Consider the following 17,672-nt stretch of genomic DNA (forward strand, 5'->3'; position numbering starts at 1 on the left):
GCTGACGCTCGTACTCGCGAACGAACTCACGGACCTCTTCGACGGTGAATCCCACAACGCTGACCATGCGAGATCACTCTCCTTTGCTTGATCGTGACTGACTCACAACCAGCTTGGCAAAGAGGGGTACTGCAGGTTTGCGCATGTGATGTGGCGGGCAGGCGGCTAGAGCAGTGCGGTCAGATCCGCGTTGCGGTTCCTGATCATCGGCACGTGCTTGAGCAGCCTGCCGACGATCGGGTTCTTGATCATCTTGCGGCGCTGGCCGACGCTCTTGTTCCGCTTGTCCAGTTCCGCCTGAGTCAGCGATACGAAGTTCTTCCGGCCCTGAGTCGCCCCCTCCTTCTGGAAGTTCGCGATCTTGGGCCGCATGACCTTCTCCCAGCCGTCCAGCGCCGCATCCAGGTCGTCGGGGTGCTTGCGCAGGGCCGCGCCCAGCAGATCGGCCCCGCCGATCCCGGAGGTCGCGCCCATCCCCGAGTACAGGGTGGGGCACCAGGCGGAATCGCCCACCAGGACGACGCGGCCGCGGTGCCAGCTGTCCATTTTCACCTGTTCGGTGGTGTCGTAGAGGAACTCATCGGCCCGATCCAGCTGGTCCAGGGCGTACTCCATGTACGTGCCGTACGGCTGATCGCCGAAGACCTCTCTGATGTGCTGTTTGGGATCGAGCTTCCGTTCCGCTCCGGGATCGTCCGAGGCCCAGGTGAACAGCACGGTGGCGGGGTGGTCGGCGAAGGGGAAGACCCAGAACGCCTTGCCCACCTCGGTCAGGATGACGCCCTGATCGGGCTTGAGCCCCGGCGGGTTCTCCGGCAGTTCGAAGGCGCAGATCATGGTGCCGAGTTCGTGCAGATACTTCTGTGCAGGCCCGAAGACCATTTCGCGGACCTGGGAGTGGATGCCGTCGGCTCCCACCAGCAGCTCGTACTCCTCCTGGGTCCTCTCCCCCGTCGTGGAGTCCTCCAGAGTCACGCGCACCCCTGAGGCGTTCTGCCAGATATCGACAGGACGGGTGTTGTAGCGGATCTCCACATCGTCGGGCAGGGCGTCGAAGGTCGCCTGTTCCACATCGCCGCGCAGCATCATCCACGGCCCGAAGTCCGCCGGGGCATCGGCGAACCCCAGGGTGTCGCCGATGATCCCGGTGCGGTCGATCGCGAAGTTCTGCGAGGCCGGGCTGCGCCGGTCGTGCAGACCGGGCAGCGCGCCCAGATGGTCCGCTGCGATCCACCCCAGGCCGAACAGGCCGATGAAGTATCCGCCGCGGCGGCGCGCCGGGGCCTTCTCCACGATCACGGGCTCCCAGCCCGACTGCTTGAGCGCGATCGCCGAGGCGATGCCGCTGATACCCAGCCCCACCACCAGGGCGCGCCTGCCTGTGGCGCTCTGGTTCTTTGCGCTCCGGTTCGCAGTGTCCTGCTGGTTCGTCTGCCCCGCGAGGCCCTTTTCTGTGCTCATGTAAATAAGATACACCCTGCATCTTATTGCGAAGGCGAATTTTCCTGGGAGAATACAGAATGTGAGTGAGCAGAGCAGGGATGCGGGCACGGCACCCCGGACCCGCAGACGCGGCACCGAATTGGAAGACGCGATCCACGAGGCCGTTCTGGCCGAACTGCGCGAGCACGGCTATGCGGGAGTCGGCTTCGCCGGCGTCGCCAAGCGCGCGCGGACCAGCCGGCCCGTCCTGGCCCGGCGGTACGCCTCCCGCGCCCAGATGGTCGCGGCGGCCTTCACCTCGAATTTCGAGCCGCCGGAACCCGGCGGCGCCGGTCCGGCCGCGGCCACTTTGCGAACCGAGCTCATCGACCTCTTCACTGCGATCTCGGCCCCCAGCCGGCGCCTCGGCCCCCAGACCAGCCGGGCACTGCTGGGCGAGGCGGATCAGGAACTGCTGGACGAACTCATGGCCGGGCTGCCGGGCGACGCCGAACTGGCCACCAGGGTCGAATCATTCCTCCGCGACATCACCACGGCCGCCCGCGCGCGCGGCGAACTCGGACCCCGGGACATCCCCGCCCACGTTCTCACCGCACCTTTGGCCGTCCTCAGGTTCGCGGTGCTCGAGCGCGAGGTCGACGATGCGGAACTCGCGCGCATCGTCGACGACATCGCCATCCCCCTGTACCGGGTCACCGCGCAGGGGTAGGTCGGGCGGCCGGGGCCGGGGCCGGCTCCAGCGGGGCCGGCCGTGGCTAGGGGCTGGCTGCTCCAGCGGGACCCGGCCCGGTCAGCTCGACCAGCCAATTCAGCCCGACCGGCCGGTCAGCGCCCCCGGCCCGGTCAGCTCACCTCATCAGAGGCGAGAGCCTCGACGGTGGCGGTGCCCCGGCCGGTCAGCAGCTTCGACATGGGGCAGCGCGCATGCGCGGCCGTCACGACCTCGCGCACTTGCTCGGCTGGCAGGCCCGGCACGTGCACGGCGGCGTGGGGCGCGAACCGGAATTCGCCGTCCGCCTCGCCGAACAGCCGGACGGTGACGGTCACTGTGGACGCGTGCAGTGCCGGGTCCAGGCCCCGTTGCGCGAGCACCTTGGCCACGGCGGAGTTCAGGCACGTGCTCCAGGCCATCCCGAGGAACTGCTCGGGGTTGGCCCCGGCCGCACCGGCCTCGGGCTGACCCGTCGGCAGGCGCATCCCGCCGGCAACGTCGACCCAGCCCGAGGTGCCGCCCCGATTGCTCACAACGGTTTCGTACAGGGACGCCGCCGGTTCTCCCGACTCGGCCTGTCCGGCCTGTCCGGCCTGTCCAGTCTGTCCGGCGACCCCGGCCGGCTCGCTCAACGGTTCAAGGTGAGACGTGTCCATGGCCCCAGGCTAATCGGCATGCACGACACACGGGCGCTTTCACAGCTGCGACATAGATTCGCAACAGCCGGCGGCAAGCGGTGGAGCGTTCCATGAACGACATGGGGCAGACGGCCCCGACGCTGCAAGGAGTGCGACCATGACTCTTATACCGGAATACCCGAAATACGCACCCAGGGTCCCTGCGACCGGTCCAACCGCGACCGGTCCGACCACAGCAGGTTCGACCACAGCAGGCTTCCGCCGGGGCTACTGGTGGAAGGCAATGCTGGGCGGTCTGGGTCTGTGGGTGCTGACGGTCATCGTCACGATCCTCACCCGCAATGCCAACCTCGTGCCCACCCTGATCCTGGTGGGCAGTTTCCTCGTGCCGTTCTCGGCCAGTCTGCTGGCCATCGAGAAGACGCGGGGCCGGATCAACCCGACGAGGCTGCTCATGGCCTTCTTCGTCGGTGGCATCTTCGGCGTGCTGGCGGCCTCCATCTTCGAGGCCAAAGTCTCCGGCACTCTGACCTCGCTACTGGCCGCCGGGTTCATCGAAGAAGCGGTCAAGCTGACGGTGCTGGCCTGCGCGGCCCGCCACATCGTGCGCAGGACGCCGGGGCTCGGCGCCTGGCTGGGCGTCGTCGTGGGCGCCGGCTTCGCGGCCTTCGAGTCTGCGGGCTACGCGCTGAACTCCTCGCTGGACGGTGGCGGGATCGATCTGCTGGCACTGTTGGAGACCGAGGCCCTGCGCGGCCTGCTGGCACCGGCCGGCCACATCCTGTGGACCGCGATCGTCGGCGCAGCCCTGTTCGCCGTGCTCGGCCGCCTCGACGCCCGCCGTGCCGCCGCGGCGGGACCCGGGCGGGCCCCGAGTACCGCCCCCATCGCCGCGTGGATCCCGCTGGCGCTGACCTACCTGGGCGTGGCCGTGTTACACGCGGCCTGGGACCTCGCCGGCAATATCGCGGGTTACATCGCGGTGGCGGTCACCGGTGCCGGCCGCTACCAGGCCACCTACGGGTTCACACCCGAAGCCGTAGTCGCCGAGGCGCAGAACCTGGCAAACGGGCTCTACCTGGCCGGCGTGATCGTCGTGACCGTGCTGGGCGTCGTGTGGTTGACGGCCTCGGTGCTTCAGTACGAGGCGACCCAGTCGCGCAACCGGCCCAGGCCCGCGCCAATGTCCTCGGCGCTGATCCCGGAGTAGGCCAGGCGGATGTACTCGCGGTCCTCACCGGGCTGGCGGCGGCCGAAGTGCTCGCGGGTGCAGAAGGACACCCCGGTATTGTGCAGGGCGGCCGTCGCGAACTCGCCCACCGAGCTCGCGCCGACCCGTGCCACCGCGTCCGTCACATCGGGGAACAGGTAGAAGGTCGACTGCGGCACGGCCACGTGCATGCCGGGCACCTGGTTGACCAGGCCGGCTGCCACGTCCCGGCGCTCGCGCAGGATCCCGAGCATATCCGCGACCGAATCCTGCGGCCCGGTCAGCGCGGCCACGCCGGCCCACTGCACATAGTGGTTCGTGCACGATTCGTCGTTCGTGTTCAGGGTGGAGATGACGTCCGCGATCTGCTTGGGCGCCGCTGCGCAGCCCAGCCGAGAGCCCGTCATCGCGTACTTCTTGGAAAAGGTGTAGAGGATGACGGTGCGTTCGGCCATGCCGGGCAGCGAGGCGATCGATTCGGACCGGCCCTCGTAGCGGGTGTCGAAATATGCCTCGTCGGAGAGCACCCACAGGTCGAACTCCTGGGCCAGTTCCGCGAGCGCGCGGCGCTCTTCCGGGGTCGATTCCGCGGAGATCGGGTTCTGCAGGTCGTTGTAGATGATGGCCACCGTGTTATCGGTGATGAGCGAGCGGATCTGGTCGAGGTCCAGTGCGAAGCCGTCCGGGGTCGATTCGTAGCGGTAGGGCACCGCGGTGCCGCCCAGGTATTCGATCTGCGATTCGTAGATCGGGAAGCCGGGATTGGGGTAGAGGACCTCCTGGCCCGGGTTCATCACGGACTGCAGGAACTTCGTGATGACGGGCTTGCCGCCGGTGGTCACCACGATGTTCTCGGCGTTCAGGTCCATCCCGCGGGCGGTGCCGATGTCGGCGGCCAGGGCCTCGCGCAGTTCGGGAATGCCCGCGCCGGGGCAGTAGCCGGTGTGGCCGTCGGCGATCGCCCTGTCCAGGGCCTCGACGATGTGGCCGGCGGTCGGGATGTCGATATCGCCCAGGTGGAAGGGGTAGACGGTATTGCCGCGGGCCTTCCAGTCCGCGGCGGCCTGGGCCACCGAGAACGAGGTCTCCGTGCCCAGTCGGGTCAGGCGCTGTGCGAGTTCCATGGTTGGCTCCCCTTCGTCGGTCCGGATACGGTGGCCGAGGCCGGGGCGGACCACCGTGTCGCTGTCGCCTCCCAGCTTAGCGAGCCACTCAACCCCTCAAACACCAGATAAGCGCGGGAACGACCTGTTACAGCAGGTCGTTCCCGCGCTTATCTGGTGTTCATGCGCGTGCGCACATGATCTGGCGGTGAGTCCGGGATTCGAACCCGGGGAAGGGGTTGCCTTCAACGGTTTTCAAGACCGTCACATTCGGCCGCTCTGTCAACTCACCATGCCCGACCATTCTTCCATATCCCCGGCACCGGACAAATTCACCCGACCCGGTCCCGCCCGGGGACGCGCCGCTCCACCATCGAAGCCGCGCGCCCACTCAGCCCTCCGTGTACAGTTTCCGCAGATCCCGCAGGCGATACACGATCACCTGGGGGTCGGACTTCGCATCCGCTTCGAACCGGACCCGCACGACATCCGATTGGGGGCCCCGCTCCGCCCGACCCTTCACCGGCCCGTGTTCGACCTGCAGGAACGACAACTCGGCCTTGGTCCCCAGATCCTTCCGGGCCCGCTCGACAACCTCTCCGACGTCGAGGTCCCCCGCCGTCCGGACATCGTCGAGCGGGTCGCGCTCGACCTGTGTCGCCTCCGTATAGGCCGGCGCCCGGCCGGGGCGGAATTCCACCTGGCGGTCCCCCGGCAACCCGCCGCTGGGACCCGTGACCAGTTCCGTGGATTCCGGGGACGCGGTAATCGCGAGGATCCGACCGAGCTTCTGCTGCCCGGCGAAATCCACGACCCGGCGCATGGTCGTCGCATCCAGGGTGCGCACATCGGTGAAGTCCCCGGCCAGGTGCGGCAAGTCCTTTGGCGCGGGCTCGTTCCGTCCCGCCTGCGTGATCTGGTGCGTCTGCTGTTCGGGCTCGGGCGGGTCGACCGGCCGGGCTGCGTACACCCCCGCCACCGAGCCGAGCACCAGCAGGACGGCGCCGCCGATGAACGGCCCGCTATTGGCAAAGCGCACCCACCGGGCCCACAGTCCCCGGCCGGCCCGCGATTCGTCGCTCACAGGAACCTCGCCTCCAACAACTGCGATCCGTCGGTGTTCCAGACCAACATGCCGCCGGCCGGTCCCTGCGGGTCGGACCCTGGGGTGCGGCGCAGTTCCACCTGGATCCGGACCTCGTCGGCCGAACCGCCCACCGGTCTGCCCGCTGCGGGGTCCTTCACCAGGGTCAGGCTCGACACCTGCAGGCCTTCCGTCGACCTGTCCGTGTGTCGGCCCAGGACCTCCGAGGCCCGGCTCACCGCCGCGAATACGGTCTGTGCGCTCATATCCCCGGTGTCGAATCCGGGGCGCTTGCCCTCGGGCAGCCAGGGCAGCGGAGCGGCCGGATCGACCTCGTGCAGTTCCTCGTCGAAACCGACGGGATCGAAATCGGACCCACCCGAACCGGCCCCGCCGGCGCCCGAGTCGCCGGCACCGGAATCGGACCCGCGGGCGACCATGGCCTCGGCCGAGGCGTCCGTGACGACCACCCGCCCCACCGACCTCCCATCCAGGGCGGTGAGCAGACCGTGCAGGTATCCATATGACAGGAAGCCATCGGCCAGCGCGCCGCGCGCAGCGGCCCGCCCGGCTTCACCGTCCGGAGCCTCGCCGGCCTCGGCCGCGGGATCGTCCTGGGTCCCGGTCACCAACGTCATCCCGATCCCACCAGCCGCGAATCCCGCCACCAGACAGGCGACCATAGCGCCGGCGACCGCCAGGCGGTGCCGCAGCGGCCTGCGCTCCGGCGCGCCGCTGTCCGATGCACCGCCGTCCGGGGCGCTGCGATCGTCTTCCGGACTCGATGCCCGCCGGCGCCCCTCGGGTACGAAGCGCGGCGCGGCGCCGTGCTTGCCCGCCCACGGAGGCTCGACCTCGGCCGACTTCCCGTCTGACCCGGGAGTCCCATCCGACATAGGAGTCCCGTCTGATCTGGCCGCGTTGCCCGGGGTCGGCATGCCCTCGGGCAGCGGAATCCCCTGCCGCGGCAGATCCGCGATCAACTCCTCGAGCCGGGCCAGGCTCCGTGCCCCGTCCACCGCGCGGATCCGCTCGGCGAAGGTGTCATCGTCCAGCCGCCCATCCGCATAGGCTTCGGTGATCGCCTGGCGATATGACTCGCGCTGCAGGAATGACGGCCGGTGACCCGCCTGTGGATTCCGCGTCATCGATTCCCTTCAATCGTCCGTGTACAGTTTCTTGCCCTTGAGGTCGTAGGCGATGGTCGAGGGCTCCCCCGAACCGCTCGGCTCGAACTCCACCTCGATCCGGTCGCCCATCTTCCGATAGTCCTTGTCGAGGTTGCTGTACGAGATGTCGATGCTGCGCATCTCCCCGTCCTGCCCCAGATCCGCCCTGGCCCGCTCCATGATCTGCTGCAGGTCGATCCGCTTGAGGGCCGCCTGATCGTGCAGCGGCTCGAACCGCACGTCCTTGCGGGCCTGCGAGCGCGGGGCCTCCCCCGCGCGGAACACCAGATAGGTCGAGCCCTTCCCCTTGCCCTGCACGTCCACCGTCGTGTAGTCGTCATAGGCCTGCAGGCTCGTCACCGTGCCCTTGGGGCCCTTGTCCGCCACGTAGTCGAGCACCCGGGCGACCGTGTCGGGGGTCAGGGCGGGGACATTGGCGAAGTCCTGCCCGACGACCGGCAGATCGTCCGGGGCCGGCTGTTGCCGACCGGCCTCGGTGCTCATGTCCCTGCCGGTAGCCGAGTCCTGATTCGCCGCGGCGGAGGCAATCATGTGCACTCCGGTGTAGCCACCGGCGCCGATGGCGACCGTCACCACTAGCACCACCAGGCGGCCGAGGAGTTTGCGGACGTGGGTGCCAGGCGGCGCCTGGGCCGCGGTGTCACGCCGCGCCCCGCGGGAGGCCTCCCGCCGACGCCGTTTGGCGGCCTTCTTCTTCGCCCTCCGGCGGCTCGCGGCCGTATCCGCAGCGGCCCCATCAGCGGTTCCGCCCGCCGAGGCCGGGCGCAGTGCGCGGGGATCGTAGGGCAGGTCGGTGAACAGCTTGTCGAGGGCGTCGAAGCTCTGGGCGGATTCCGCAGCGGCCAGGCGTTCCTCGTAGAGTCCCTGGGTCAGGCGCCCGTCGACCAGGGATTCTTGCAGCGCCGCGATATAGGGGGCGCGTTCGGCGTGTGATGGCCTCATCGGCGGGCCTCCAACAGGTGTTTCCCATCGCCGGACCAGCGCAGATTGGCGTACTGGCCCGATGTTCCGCGCGGGTTGACGGTCACGCTGATCGTCAGGGCCCCGGCCCGCTGCCCGGCGAACGGGGTGCCGGCCAGCCGGTCGATCCGCACCGCGTTGACTTCCAGGCCCTCCTCACCGTCGAGGCCGGTGCGGGCGTGTGCGACCCCCGGCGCCGCCAGGATTGCCGCGTAGACCGCTGCGGGGTCGACTTCCTCCACGGTGAACAGCCCGGCGCTGCCCTTGGCCGGTGAGTAGTCCTCTTCGCTCTCGACTTCTTCCTGCTCACCGGCGTCGTCCAGGGAGATGGTCTGCAGTTTGCGTTTGTCGGCGCTGAGCAGCTCCGCACCCGCCGAATAGGGGTTGAATCTGAGGCTCTCGGCCTTGCGTGAGTTCAGGTTCTCCACGATCCGGGCGATGTATCCGTAGGACATGCGGCCACGGCTGACCGCCACTGGCAGCTCGGCGCCGCCTGCCGCCTGGACCGAATCCGGTGTTCCGGCGCCGGGGCCCGGCGGTCCCACCAGTTCCCGGCCCAGGCCCGCCCCGATGATGAGTCCGACGATGATGGTGCCGGTCATCAACAGCTTGCCGCGTTTGAGTCGGGCTGCCCTGGCCTTGGCGCCCTGGTCGGTGTGGCGTCCGTTCGGTTGCCCCGGTTGGCTGGAACCGCTGGATCCGCGAGAGCGGGAACCGCCGGTACGGCCTCGGGAACCCGCCGACCGGGCGGCGGGTGCGGCCGGCACCTCGATGTCGGCGCGCGGCACGTCGACGACCAGGTCCTCGAGATCGGCCAGGGATTCGGCCATGGCCAACAGGTTCAGCCGGTCCTCGAAGTCCGTGTCGTCCAGCCGGCCCGCCGCGTAGGCCTGTGCCAGGGCATCGCGGTAGGCCTCGCGCTGGGCGTAGGAGGGCCGGTGGCTGCTGACCGGCCCGGTCGTGGCGTTCCCTGGTCGGGGCGCGGTGTTCATCTGCCCCGCCTCACCCCTGGAGGACTTGGGCCAGGGCGATGAGCGGAACGGACAGGTAGGGCGGACGATTGCGCAGTTCGGTCACGACTTCGACGAGCAGGCGGTCGATGAGCACGGCGCGCAGGGTCGGATCGTCGTAGCCCAGGCCGGCGCCCACAACGTGCGAATAACCGGAGAGCAGGGCGTTCTGCGCCTGCGAGGACCACAGGTGTTCGGGGGATTCGAGGACCTCCTCGACCTCCTTGCGCGATTGTTTCAAGCCCCGCAGGCTCAGACCGGTGGGCAGCGCGCCCTGTTCCAGGCGCCCGGTGCGGTTCAGCCGCGCATAGCCGGCCGCGTAGTCGATGCTGCGCAGCAGGCCGACCAAATCGACCGAGGCCGGTTGGAGCTTCTCACTGCCCTTGGCCGGGAAGCTGCCGACGGTGAACCCTGTGGTCCGGCCGCTGGATACCTGGTTCAGCGTCAGCGCGCCGTGGATCCGCTGCAGCGGGCCCACGGACGACACCGAGTCCAGCTGCTTCTTGTGCGTGCGCAGGGCCCGGCCCAGGTCGCCCAGGGCCAGGGGTGCGCGCGCCAGCGCCCAGTCGATCCGGTCCTTCCACTTCGACACGAGTTCCAGGGTCGGTTCGCCCTCGCTCTTGAGCACGTCGAATTCGTGTGCCAGGTCCAGGTGCAGGGCGCCCACCCTGCGGCCCAGGGCGGTGGCCTGCCGATTCCAGCTGCCGATCGCCCCCGAGTCGACCCGGCTCGCCACGTCCACGGCCTCGCGCCAGGCCGGCCGGGCCCCGCGTTCGGTGGCGGTGAGCATGGCCAGCGGGGCCGATTCGGTGCGCAGGTCCTCGCCGTCGAACCAGCGGCCCGACAACCAGCCGAGCACCGGGCTGACCGCCTCGCAACCGCGCCGTGTCAGGATCAACGGCACCTGGACATTGCCCCCCAGACCCTCGTCTAGCGCACGGTAGAAGGTCAGGATGGCCGGCTGGGCGGGGTCGGCGATGACCACCGAGGTCTCATAGGGCTGGGCGTCCAGGGGTGAGAGCTGCACCGTCTGGGCATCGGCCATGATCTGTGCGGCGCTGCGCCCCGCGCCCGCCGCGGCCCCCGCCAGTCCCTGACCGCCGGTGGTCGCGGGATCGGGGAGCACGGAGTCGGCCGGGTCGTCTGCCAGGTCTGCGCGCAGGGCGGTGGGGATGGGCACCTCGGAGGAGATGGCATCGGCGTCCGCTGCGCTTGTGGACGGATCGGCGGAGTCGGCCGGCGCCAGCGCGCCCGCATCCCACTGTCCGGGGGCCGCCGCGGCGTCGGGGCCGCCGGCGGCCCCGGCCAATGCCGCGGGCGCCGGGGCGTGTGCCGTACCGGATGCCTGCGCATCGATGGATTCCCCGGTGGAAGCGGAACCCGCAGGGGACGAGGTGGGCAGCATCGCGGCCTGTTGCTGGGCGACCAGCAGGGCGCCTCGGCGCACGGGCTGGGCCAGCACCTGGCCGTCGTCCCATTTGCGTCCCGTGTGCAGGGAGGCCGCGACGGCCTGGACGAACACCGGGTCCGCGGTTCCGTCGTAGACCCACACATGGCCCAGCACCAGGTCCTCGACACGGCCCAGCAGGTGGGGGCGCAGCGGGAAGTTCTCCGTGGTGTGCAGGGTCAGTGGCAGGCTCAGCCGGCGGGTCGCAGGTCCCTGCGGCGCTCCCAACAGTGTGCGCCCCGTGGTCTCCAAGGACACGGAGACGATGACCTGCAGGCCCTGGATGATCTGGTCTTCGACTTCGAATTCGAACAGCCGGGTGGTCGACATGGGGGTGACATCGGGGTCGCTGCCCAGGCCCCGCGGCAGAGGGAACCAGTCCTGGCGTGGCAGCCAGGACGACAGAAGGCGTTCGAGATCACTGCTGATTGCCACTGTGTATCCCCCGGATCGGAAAGCTCGCGATGCTGTTCAAGTTGCTGTTCGCACTGTACGTGCTGTTGGGCGCAGTCGCCCCTCCCAGGTTAACGAACCGGCGGCGGATATGTGGGATATGGCCTGCGGGGACATCGCTGGGGAACCGGGCGCCGGTACTTCAGTCTCCGGAAGATTACCGGAAATCTCATATTCCGATACTCAACCTCCAGGAATATGGACAGCCGTGGGTGCGGGAGCACAATGGGGAACGTGTTGGTAGAAGGACAGAAGAAACAGACGCCCCCCACCGCCATCGACGTCGAGGCCGCCGCTGAGCGAATTAGCAGCTCTGTGATCACCTCTCCCCTGCACATTTCCGAGCGGCTCTCGGCCGCGACGGGCGCCACCGTCTACCTCAAGCGCGAGGACCTGCAGACGGTGCGCAGCTACAAGATCCGCGGCGCCTTCAACTTCATGTTGCAGCTCAACGCCGCCCAGCGCGCCTGCGGGGTCGTGTGCGCATCGGCCGGCAATCACGCGCAGGGCTTCGCCCGGGCCTGCGCCGATCTGGGCATTCAGGGGACCATCTTCGTCCCCAAGACCACGCCGCGGCAGAAGATCGACCGGATCCGTCATTTCGGCGGGCCTTCCGTGGACGTCGTGATCGACGGATCCACCTATGACGACGCATCCGATCTGGCGCACAAGCACGCCGACCTGACCGGGGCACTGCTGATCTCGGCCTTCGACGACCCCCGGACGATCGCGGGCCAGGGCACTATCGCCACGGAGATCCACTCCCAGCTCGACCTCGATCCCGACGTCATCGTGGTGCCCGTGGGCGGCGGCGGGGTGGTCGCCGGGATCGCGACCTATGCCGCCGAGAACATGCCAGGCACCCGCGTGGTGGGAGTCGAACCGGCGGGTGCGGCCTCGATGACGGCGGCCCTGGCATCCGGGCGGCCCGTGGCCCTGGACTCGATCGACAGCTTCGCCGACGGCACCGCGGTCCGGCGCGCAGGCGATGTCACCTTCGAGATCATCAGCCGGCTGCGCGTGCCCATGCACTTGGTCGAGGAGGGCCGCGACGCCCACGAGATGCTGGACCTGTACCAGGTCGATGGCATCATCGCCGAACCGTCCGGCGCCCTGGCATCGGCCGCGATCGGACCGGTGGGTTCCGGCACCCCGGTCGAGGTCGAACCCGGGACGACGGTGGTGTGCCTGGTCTCCGGCGGCAACAACGACATCTCGCGCTACTCCGAAGTGATCGAACGGGCGCTGGTGTGGGAGGGACTCAAGCACTACTTCATCGTGAACTTCCCGCAGGAGCCCGGTGCCCTGCGCCGGTTCCTCAACGATGTGCTGGGGCCCGATGACGACATCGCGCTGTTCGAGTACATGAAGCGCTCCGACCGGGAGACCGGCCCGGCGTTCGTGGGCATCACCCTGGGGGCGGCCTCGGACCTGCCGGGGCTGCTGCAGCGGATGGACGCCTCACCCCTAGAGATCGAACAGGTGGGGCAGGACTCCCCGCTGTTCCGGATGTTCGTCTAACTGTCGGAAACGTTCTCCAAAGCGATCCCTGCATTCCAAAGCGCATCTTCGCTTTGGAATGCAAGGATCGCTTTGTTCGTCGCCCGCTACCGCTGCGGGGCGACCAGTAGTGGCTGTTCCACCGTGGCGGCCAGGCCCTGTTCGTCGTAGATCCGGCCCGTGGTCAGGCCCGTACTGGAGTCGCTGATGAAAGTCTGCGCGCTCAGGTTGAGCCACGGCCCGCGGGCCGGGCGCAGCACCGTCAGCGTCATGGTGGGCGGGATGAACATCCACTTCGTGAAGTCCAGCGCACCGGAGACGCCATTGGCCGAGTCGGCGACGATGGCCATCCGCTGCACCGGGCCGGTCTCCTCTCCGGCCACCAGCGGGATCCGCTGCCGGGTCCAGACATTGGACTGGCCCGGTTCGCCGGCCGGCGGCGGAGTCCCGAAATCCCCGTCGACGTGGCGCCATTCGATCGAGTTCCCGTAGCCCCAGTCCTCGCCGATTCCGGGGAAATAGGACTGCGGCTGGGGGCCGATGGCCGGTGGGACATCGCGGCCGGTATCCGTGGACAGATCCGGGGCCGAGGTCGCACCGGGCTCCCAGCGCTTGCGCCACACCGTGGCACTGGCCGCCAGTCGGTCGTCCACGTACATCTGGGCCGTGGACATCTCGATGCGCTTGCCGGGGCGCACGATCTGGGCCTCGGTGCGGATGAGCCCCTGCGGCATGGGGCCGAGCATGTCGATGGTCAGCCGCGCGATCGGCATGTCCGGATCCGGGCGCAGGGCCTCCACCGCGCGGGCCAACAGGCCGGCCGGCGGCCCCCCGTGCTGAGCGCGCGCATCCCAGGGGCTGGTGGTGGCGCGCGTCGATTCGAAGTGTGCGATGGCCCGGCCCGCGGCGTCGGGGCCGACGGGCGTGTCATCTGTGGGGAGGTAATAGGCCGGGGGAAGTTGCGCCATGAGGTGCGGCGGCAGGTCTGCGGGGAGCATCTCCGCGGGATCGGAGGGCCGCATACCGGGCTCGGTCGGGTTCGTCATTGAAACCTCTCTACTGAACAAACGTTAAGTCAGATCGCCCTCCCCACATTAGCAGTCACTTTGGTCCGATCTCCCCTGATCGGCAGTCACTTTGGTCTGGAAAAACGGCGAATTCTCGGACCAAAGTGACTGTGAATCGAGTGAACTAGTCGCCAGGGCTGGGTGTGAGTATGTCGTGAGTAGGATGGCCGCATGACTCAGAGCACCCCACTGAAACCCGTCACACTCACCGGACGGCTGGTTCGGCTGGAACCCCTGTCGCACGAGCACCACGACGAGCTGTGCGAAGCGGTGCGCGATGGTGAGCTGTGGAGGCTCTGGTACACCACCGTTCCCACCCCGGACGGCATGGCGGCGGAGATCGACCGACGGCTCGGACTTCAGGAGGCCGGGAGCATGTTGCCCTTCGCCACCCGCCGCCTGGCAGACGACCGCGTGATCGGCATGACCTCCTACATGAACATCGACCCCACGATCCCGCGCGTGGAGATCGGGTCCACGTGGAACTCGGCCTCCGCTCAGGGCACGGGGACCAACGCCGACTCGAAACTGGCATTGCTCGGCTACGCCTTCGACACCTTGGGGTGTCCGGCCGTCGAGCTGCGCACGGCCTGGATCAATACCCAGTCGCGGCGGGCCATCGAACGTCTGGGCGCCAAACTGGACGGCGTGCTGCGGCGCCACTCCTACACCCGGGACGGCTCACTACGGGACACCTGCGTCTACTCGATCACGGCGGACGAATGGCCCCAGGTACGTTCCATGCTCCGCTTCCGGCTGGGCGAGGATGTGGTGGCCTGACCTTCGGCAGTCACTTTGGTCCGAAAAAACGGCGGCGAACTCTCGGACCAAAATGACTGCCAATCGAGGGGAGAACCGACCAAAGTGACTGCTGATCTGAGTGAGCTGAGACGCCGCCCGGGACGCCCCGCTACCCTGGGGGCATGCGTGCAATCGAGATCAGTGAACCGGGCGGACCGGAGCAGCTCCGCCTGACCGACCGTCCGAAACCCGTGCCCGGCCCCGGCGAGGTCCTGGTGCGCGTGGCCGCCGCGGGCGTCAACCGCGCGGACGTACTGCAGCGTCAGGGCTTCTACAATCCCCCACCCGGAGCCACCGACATCCCCGGCCTGGAGGTCGCCGGCACCGTCGAGGCGCTGGGTACGCCTGCGCCCGTCCCTGCCGCAACACCCGTGTCAACCGGCACCACCCCAGCCGATGCCCCGGAATACGCTCCCGCCCTCGGCGATCGGGTCGCGGCCCTGCTGTCCGGCGGTGGCTATGCGGAGTATGTGACGGTGCCGGCCGGCCAGCTGATCCCGCTGCCCGATGACATGTCCTTCACTGACGCCGCCGCCCTGCCCGAGGTCCTGTCCACCGTCTACTCCAATGTCTTCGCGGGTCCCGAACCCGGTTCGGGCGCCCATCTGGCGGCGGGCCAGTGGCTGCTGGTCCACGGCGGCGGCTCCGGAATCGGCACCTGTGCGATCCAGATGGCCCGGGTCTTCGGTGCCAAGGTCGCCGTCACCGTGGGCAGCGCCCGCAAGGCCGAGTTCTGCCGCGAGCTGGGCGCCGACGCTGTCATCGACTACAAGACCGAGGACTTCGTGACACGCATCAAGGAGGTCACCGCGGCGGCCTCCCCGACCGATGCCTTCGGCGAGCCCCGCAAGCCCGGGGCCGATGTCATCTTCGACGTGATCGGCGCGAAGTATCTGGAGCGCAATATCCGGGCACTGACCACTGGCGGGCGCCTGAGCATCATCGGCCTGCAGGGCGGGGTCAAGGCTGAGATCAACCTCAACGCCCTGATGACCGGGCGCAAATCCGTGATGGGCACGACCCTGCGCGCCCGCCCGGCCGGCCAGAAGGCCGCGATCGTCTCCGAGGTCCGTCGCCGGGTCTGGCCGCAGGTGCTCGCCGGGGCGATCCGGCCCATCGTCCACCGGGTCCTCCCCCTGGGCGAGGCCGGCGCCGCTCAGACCCTGCTGGAGGACGGGACCAGCATCGGCAAGGTCGTGCTCGACGTCGCGGACGCTCACGCCTGATGGGCCTGCTCGACAGATTCCGCAAGCCGAAGGCCCCCACCGCCGACGACCTCTACGGCACCGGCCTGTGGCGTCAGCACCGCGACCGCTTCAACCGTGCGGTGGACCGCTTCTACGACACCGCCCTCGCCGTCCACCGGGAGCACCCGGCGGAGTCGGACGGGACCGGACCGGCCGCGACTCAGGGAAGCGCACACGGACAAGCCACGGCCACAGCAGGCACCTCGGCCCCGGAACCCCCGGCGGAGACCCTGGCACAACTCACCCATACCCTGGGCGAAGCGAGCGCCGCAGTCGATGCCGTCGCGCAGGCAGCGCAGGAGTCCTTCCCGATCGATGGCATGGTCCTGCCCGCGCCCGCCCGCGCCCGGGTGGGCCGCCTGCCGGAGCTGCTCTCGCGCGCTGCCGCCAAGGTCGCCGAGGCCGCCCAGGCCGCCGCTATGAGCCGGGTGGCGCTGCGCACCGGCGGCGATGGGCTCGAGGCCGCGGCGGCAGCGCACCGCTACGTCGCCGATGCCGCAGAACTCGTCGGGCAGTGCTCGGCGATCGCCTCCGGGTGGGGCGAGAACTCCGAACCGTTAAACTCATAGGGTGAATGACCTCAGCGGGATCCGCCTGATCGCAACAGACCTCGACGGTACCCTGCTGCGCCACGGCCAACCGATCGCCCCGGCCACGGTGGCCGCCGTCCGCGCAGCCCTGGATGCCGGGATCGCCGTCCTGCCTGTGACCGGCCGGCCCCTGCACTGGCTGGACATCCTGCGCACCGACCTGCCCGAACTCGACCGCGTGATCGCGGCCAACGGCACCGTGGTCTACGACCTCCACCAAGAGCAGGTGCTGTGGAAGTCCACGATCACACCCGCCCTGACCGGCGCATTCGCCCGGCTTCTGGACGAACGGGTCCCCGACGCGGTCCTGGCCTTCGAAACCCTGGCGGGTTCCGTGGTCGAGCCCTCTTTCAAGGGCCGCACGCCCCGCAACGCCTCCGTCGTCACCCGTGCCGAGGTCGTGTCCGGCGACACCACACCGGAATCCCTGGCCGATGTCATCAAAATCCTGGTACGGATCCCCGGCAACACCGACTCCGCGAAGCTGCAGGACGCCATCGCCCCGCTGACCCGGCTGGATTCCGGCGCCCTGCACGGAACCTATTCCGATCCGCACAACGGGCTGCTCGAGCTGTCCCCCGCGGGAGTCACGAAGGCCCATACGCTGGAGCTCTACACCAGGTCCCTCCAGCTCACCCCGGAACAGGTCGTGGCCTTCGGCGATATGCCCAATGACATCGAGATGCTGCGCTGGGCCGGCACCAGCTTCGCCATGACCGGCGGCCACCCGGATGCGCTGGCCGCGGCGACCGGCGCTTGCCCGGAACTGGACGCGGGCGGCGTGGCCGAACCGATTCGGCGTATCCTTTCAGCGCAGGCCACCCGGTAACCCCGCTGCGGACGCGCCTGCAAACATCGACCCTATCCGGACCACGGACACGATCCACAGACAAGGAGCCCCCACACTCATGATCGACGGCAAGTACACGCTGACCGCTGACACCCCGATGGGACCCAAGCGCGGAGTCCTGACGCTGACCAGTGAGGGCACAGAGCTCAGCGGCGAGCTCACCTTCAGCAACAAGTCGGGCAAGTCCATGGATCTGCCCTTCACCGGCGGGCGCTTCGACGGGGACGACTTCTCGATCTCCGGCAAGCAGAAGGTCGTCGTGTTCTCATTGGAGTACGAGATCACCGGCCGGGTCGAGGGCGATGTGCTCAGCGCATCGGCGAAGACCTCCATGGGGCAGATGAAGATCTCCGGCACCCGGATCTGA

General features: G+C 68.8%; 17 protein-coding genes and 1 tRNA gene. 8 read left to right on the forward strand and 10 right to left on the reverse strand.

Features of this window, described 5'->3' with window-relative positions:
* Nucleotides 1–165 precede the first annotated feature (165 nt).
* Complete coding sequence (locus tag NQ034_RS12990) at nt 166–1,461, reverse strand: FAD-dependent monooxygenase (RefSeq protein ID WP_257049338.1); 1,296 nt, start codon at nt 1,459–1,461, stop codon at nt 166–168.
* Between the two features lie 61 nt (nt 1,462–1,522).
* On the opposite strand from NQ034_RS12990, the gene NQ034_RS12995 reads away from it, so the two are divergent.
* A complete protein-coding gene (locus NQ034_RS12995; protein WP_257049340.1) occupies nt 1,523–2,152 on the forward strand; it encodes a TetR/AcrR family transcriptional regulator in 630 nt (209 codons plus the stop codon).
* Between the two features lie 134 nt (nt 2,153–2,286).
* Here the strand turns inward: NQ034_RS12995 and NQ034_RS13000 are convergent, their stop codons facing one another.
* Nucleotides 2,287–2,811, reverse strand: coding sequence for an OsmC family protein (locus NQ034_RS13000; RefSeq protein ID WP_257049341.1), 525 nt, complete (start codon nt 2,809–2,811; stop codon nt 2,287–2,289).
* 139 nt (nt 2,812–2,950) lie between these two features.
* Between NQ034_RS13000 and NQ034_RS13005 the strand changes: the two genes are divergently transcribed.
* The gene (locus NQ034_RS13005) at nt 2,951–4,003 is read left to right on the forward strand and encodes a PrsW family glutamic-type intramembrane protease (RefSeq protein WP_257049342.1); all 1,053 of its coding nucleotides are present in this window, start codon (nt 2,951–2,953) and stop codon (nt 4,001–4,003) included.
* Here NQ034_RS13005 and NQ034_RS13010 read toward each other — a convergent pair.
* The 7 genes from NQ034_RS13010 to NQ034_RS13040 form a co-directional block, all read right to left on the reverse strand.
* Nucleotides 3,931–5,127: a pyridoxal phosphate-dependent aminotransferase gene (locus tag NQ034_RS13010; RefSeq protein WP_257049344.1), complete on the reverse strand. Its 1,197-nt coding sequence runs from the start codon at nt 5,125–5,127 to the stop codon at nt 3,931–3,933. The two genes, NQ034_RS13005 and NQ034_RS13010, sit on opposite strands and share 73 nt — an antisense overlap.
* A gap of 182 nt (nt 5,128–5,309) precedes the next feature.
* Nucleotides 5,310–5,398 (reverse strand) — tRNA-Ser (locus tag NQ034_RS13015).
* Between the two features lie 99 nt (nt 5,399–5,497).
* A complete protein-coding gene (locus tag NQ034_RS13020; protein ID WP_257049346.1) occupies nt 5,498–6,190 on the reverse strand; it encodes a hypothetical protein in 693 nt (230 codons plus the stop codon).
* Complete coding sequence (locus tag NQ034_RS13025; protein WP_257049348.1) at nt 6,187–7,338, reverse strand: DUF1707 domain-containing protein; 1,152 nt, start codon at nt 7,336–7,338, stop codon at nt 6,187–6,189. The genes NQ034_RS13020 and NQ034_RS13025 overlap by 4 nt, the downstream gene beginning before the upstream one ends.
* 9 nt (nt 7,339–7,347) lie before the next feature.
* Nucleotides 7,348–8,322 carry a DUF1707 SHOCT-like domain-containing protein gene (locus tag NQ034_RS13030; protein WP_257049350.1) on the reverse strand — a complete coding sequence of 325 codons (975 nt, stop codon included), beginning with the start codon at nt 8,320–8,322 and terminating at the stop codon, nt 7,348–7,350.
* A complete protein-coding gene (locus NQ034_RS13035) occupies nt 8,319–9,332 on the reverse strand; it encodes a DUF1707 SHOCT-like domain-containing protein (protein ID WP_257049351.1) in 1,014 nt (337 codons plus the stop codon). The genes NQ034_RS13030 and NQ034_RS13035 overlap by 4 nt, the downstream gene beginning before the upstream one ends.
* Before the next feature lie 10 nt (nt 9,333–9,342).
* Nucleotides 9,343–11,232, reverse strand: coding sequence for a maltokinase N-terminal cap-like domain-containing protein (locus tag NQ034_RS13040; RefSeq protein ID WP_257049352.1), 1,890 nt, complete (start codon nt 11,230–11,232; stop codon nt 9,343–9,345).
* A 243-nt stretch (nt 11,233–11,475) separates the two neighbouring features.
* Here NQ034_RS13040 and ilvA point away from each other — a divergent pair, with 243 nt between their 5' ends.
* Entirely contained in the window at nt 11,476–12,771 is a 1,296-nt protein-coding gene (gene ilvA / locus NQ034_RS13045) for a threonine ammonia-lyase IlvA (protein ID WP_257049353.1), read from the forward strand.
* A gap of 86 nt (nt 12,772–12,857) precedes the next feature.
* Here ilvA and NQ034_RS13050 read toward each other — a convergent pair whose 3' ends face one another.
* Nucleotides 12,858–13,796 carry a thioesterase family protein gene (locus NQ034_RS13050; RefSeq protein WP_257049354.1) on the reverse strand — a complete coding sequence of 313 codons (939 nt, stop codon included), beginning with the start codon at nt 13,794–13,796 and terminating at the stop codon, nt 12,858–12,860.
* 192 nt (nt 13,797–13,988) lie between these two features.
* Here NQ034_RS13050 and NQ034_RS13055 point away from each other — a divergent pair, with 192 nt between their 5' ends.
* The 5 genes from NQ034_RS13055 (at nt 13,989) to NQ034_RS13075 (ending at nt 17,672) form a co-directional block, all read left to right on the forward strand.
* Nucleotides 13,989–14,597 (forward strand): GNAT family N-acetyltransferase, encoded by a 609-nt coding sequence (locus NQ034_RS13055; protein ID WP_257049355.1) that lies wholly within the window; start codon nt 13,989–13,991, stop codon nt 14,595–14,597.
* Nucleotides 14,598–14,740: 143 nt separating this feature from the next.
* The gene (locus tag NQ034_RS13060; protein WP_257049357.1) at nt 14,741–15,844 is read left to right on the forward strand and encodes an NAD(P)H-quinone oxidoreductase; all 1,104 of its coding nucleotides are present in this window, start codon (nt 14,741–14,743) and stop codon (nt 15,842–15,844) included.
* Nucleotides 15,844–16,434 carry a hypothetical protein gene (locus NQ034_RS13065; RefSeq protein WP_257049358.1) on the forward strand — a complete coding sequence of 197 codons (591 nt, stop codon included), beginning with the start codon at nt 15,844–15,846 and terminating at the stop codon, nt 16,432–16,434. The genes NQ034_RS13060 and NQ034_RS13065 overlap by 1 nt, the downstream gene beginning before the upstream one ends.
* Nucleotide 16,435: 1 nt before the next feature.
* Nucleotides 16,436–17,284 (forward strand): HAD-IIB family hydrolase, encoded by an 849-nt coding sequence (locus tag NQ034_RS13070; protein WP_257049359.1) that lies wholly within the window; start codon nt 16,436–16,438, stop codon nt 17,282–17,284.
* 79 nt (nt 17,285–17,363) lie between these two features.
* On the forward strand, nt 17,364–17,672 hold the full coding sequence (locus NQ034_RS13075) for a hypothetical protein (protein ID WP_257049360.1): 309 nt from the start codon (nt 17,364–17,366) through the stop codon (nt 17,670–17,672).

Source organism: Brevibacterium moorei (assembly GCF_024580735.1).
Taxonomy (GTDB): domain Bacteria; phylum Actinomycetota; class Actinomycetes; order Actinomycetales; family Brevibacteriaceae; genus Brevibacterium; species Brevibacterium moorei.